The 2,080-nt window shown below is 31.3% G+C and carries 2 protein-coding genes and 1 pseudogene; 2 read left to right on the forward strand and 1 reads right to left on the reverse strand.

Annotated features, from left to right (window positions below; all coding sequences use genetic code 11):
* Positions 1-431: 431 nt before the first annotated feature.
* Entirely contained in the window at positions 432-566 is a 135-nt protein-coding gene (gene sinI, locus AC1DRF_RS24625) for a DNA-binding anti-repressor SinI (protein WP_477741931.1), read from the forward strand.
* 56 nt (positions 567-622) lie between these two features.
* On the opposite strand, the gene AC1DRF_RS24630 is transcribed toward sinI, so the two are convergent.
* On the reverse strand, positions 623-862 hold the full coding sequence (locus AC1DRF_RS24630) for a hypothetical protein (protein ID WP_477741932.1): 240 nt from the start codon (positions 860-862) through the stop codon (positions 623-625).
* 855 nt (positions 863-1,717) lie between these two features.
* Between AC1DRF_RS24630 and AC1DRF_RS24635 the strand changes: the two are divergent.
* Positions 1,718-2,080, forward strand: a pseudogene (locus AC1DRF_RS24635) (STAS domain-containing protein); the annotation flags it as partial.

Raw genomic sequence — 2,080 nt, forward strand, 5'->3', positions numbered from 1 at the left:
TCTCCCTCTTTAGGCTCACACATAAAAAATACATAGCCATTGGAAGGATCGATTCTTCTGTGTGGACCAACCTGAACTTTAAAGTTCCCTGTATCAAATTCGTTATTATCAATATTTACCAAACTCACTATCATCCACCCCTTTTGGAATATAATGTAACCTCACGTACACTATAAACCATGAATCAGCTATTGTAAAACATTCCCTTAATATTGGTTGAACCATCTATAGGAAAAAAGGCTTCATAGGGTGTCTGTCCACGGTGAATCGCAAACTTTTTTCTACATTAAATCTTAATTAATTATATAAAAGGACTTATATTGCAGGGAATTAGAAGAAATTTGTTGAATAAATAATACTAATTTCTAATATTTTATCGTTAAATGATAGCGTCTAATTAATCCCAATTAGGAACGTTGGAGGAATCGTGAGTGCTAAAAAAAGAAGGTAATAGGCTTGATCAGGAATGGATAAGTCTCATGAAGGAAGCTCATCAATTAGGTCTTTCAATCGTAGAARTAAAAGAATTTATATATTCAAACCCAAAAAAGCCTGTTTCTAGATGATTCTGGCTCTTTTTGCTTCTTAGAATGTTTGGTATGTAAACTTTAAAAGTGGATTATTACTCAGTGACTTCTTTTTCCACAATACTTATTAYTCTATACAAAGCTAAAGATGTAGTCTCCACATCAGGATAATGTTCAATATGGCCCGTTTCAATATTCTTCACTTGAAAATTTTTTAGTTCTTTAGAGTAACTGAGAGAAAAGGTATGATTTCCACTACAAAAGGTATGAGTGATTTCACTATCTTCATACCGTAATAAAGTTTCTAACATTTCTTTGATTTTAATTATTGTCATGTATTATCAAACCCCTTCCTCACTATTTACAGAAATTCTACAAATTAAAGTTTAAGTTATTTTAACATGGGGTATAAGTGTAAGTTAGTACTTATAAAAACTGAAATAAAATTTTAACAATGAAATAAATTTGTAAAAAAACAAAAAAGTACTTTGGTGATGAGATTGGAGTGCTATAGGAGAAACACAACATAGTTAGCAATTCTCAATATATATGGTAAAAAAGATGGATATAAAATACATGTTTTGAGGGTGAAAATAAAAAGAGTCTCATTTAAAATGATATTTTTGAAGAGGTAGGAGGTATCTGAAATTGAGTAGTGCATCTAGATTCAAAATGMGAATTTACAGCCCTCRGTGGGRACTTAAGGACCTTTATCATTTTAAAAAAACAAAARAKGGTTGGAMRTTTGAAAACTATAGATRTAARGGTGAAGTAGATAAAKGYGGTMAKCCTTTRTTTTATAAAKCCCTTMTTACTGAATCCATTTCCTATCCWRAYYATCTAGAGAYTTATATTTCTAGTGCATGGGAGAATGTTAACACGTTAAATAAAGAACAAGTTCAGAACATTTTTGATGAACTATCTRAATGGRTATCAGCTAGCGAACATGACGTTAATTAACCCTTTATCATGTTGAAAAAATGGGTACGACCATGGATATATCCAGATTTAAAGATTCATTATAAAAGCCCTGTTGGTTTTTATCTAAAAACATATCTAATGTCGTTAGTACAAAGAAGGAAGACGTTCGTTTATATACAAAGACTAAAAATGAAAATTGATAATCATTCATTTAGGGATACTAACTAAGGATAACGATAATCATTAAACAAATAAGGGGTGTATTCAAAATGGAAACTATTTATAATCAGAGAGAAAAGATGACAGATTTTATTAGGGACAACAAACAGAATTTCCAGGATAAGCTCTTATCAGAGGCGGTTAACGTAGCTTCTAAGATTAACGACATTTTAGAAACTGGAAATATTGATCTTTTGAAAAATGCTCAAAAGTTATCTCTATATGTCGTAGAACAAAAAGAAGAACAGCTCATTGCTTTCGCTCAACAAGAAGGAGTAGCCTGGGCAGAGCATWCCTTAACTCTTGCTTTTAAACTAGAATGGGTACAGGCCATTAGGCGAACGTTATGGCATTTTCTCTATCAATATGATCGAATAAATAACCATTTTAATGGTCGTGAAGAATTTTATGCC

It is taken from the genome of Priestia sp. P5_B4 (genome assembly GCF_056400385.1).